The following is a 465-nucleotide window of genomic DNA, read 5'->3' as shown; positions in this document are numbered from 1 at the left end:
CAGGGCCAGTCGTAAGTCGAGCTTGTTCCCCTTTTGCGTGCCATCATTCGGCGGCGTGAGCAATGGGCGCAGGCGCGGAGCCATCAAGTAGCTCAAGCGGCTGCGCCCATTGCGTCTTGTCGAAGGGCCTCGCGGCTGCGAACTCCTCCGGTGTTTGATACTTCAAGCTGCTGTGCGGACGCTCTGTGTTGTAATCGATCCTCCACTCTTCGATGATCTCGCGGGCCTCGCCGATGCTGGTGAACCAGTGCTGGTTCAGGCATTCCTCGCGGTATCGCCCGTTAAAGCTTTCGATATAGGCGTTCTGGGTCGGTTTGCCGGGGTCAATGAAATACAGCTGGACGCCGTGATCATCGGCCCAGCCGTCCATCGCGCGACCGCGCAGTTCCGGGCCGTTATCGACGACCAGGATATCGGGGTATCCACGCTCGCGGGCAACGCGCTCCAGCATGTCCACGACCCGCT

Annotated in this window: 1 protein-coding gene; it reads right to left on the bottom strand. The window is 61.1% G+C overall.

All coding sequences use genetic code 11. The features are described from left to right. Nucleotides 1-43: 43 nt before the first annotated feature. On the bottom strand, nucleotides 44-465 hold a 422-nt coding region (locus tag KZZ07_RS26670), incomplete at its 5' end, for an integrase core domain-containing protein (RefSeq protein WP_219519947.1).

This window comes from Mameliella sp. CS4 (assembly GCF_019392335.1).
Taxonomy (GTDB): Bacteria; Pseudomonadota; Alphaproteobacteria; order Rhodobacterales; family Rhodobacteraceae; genus Antarctobacter.
Note: the sequence above shows the minus strand (reverse complement) of the source record. Positions and strands in the feature narration are given on the sequence as shown.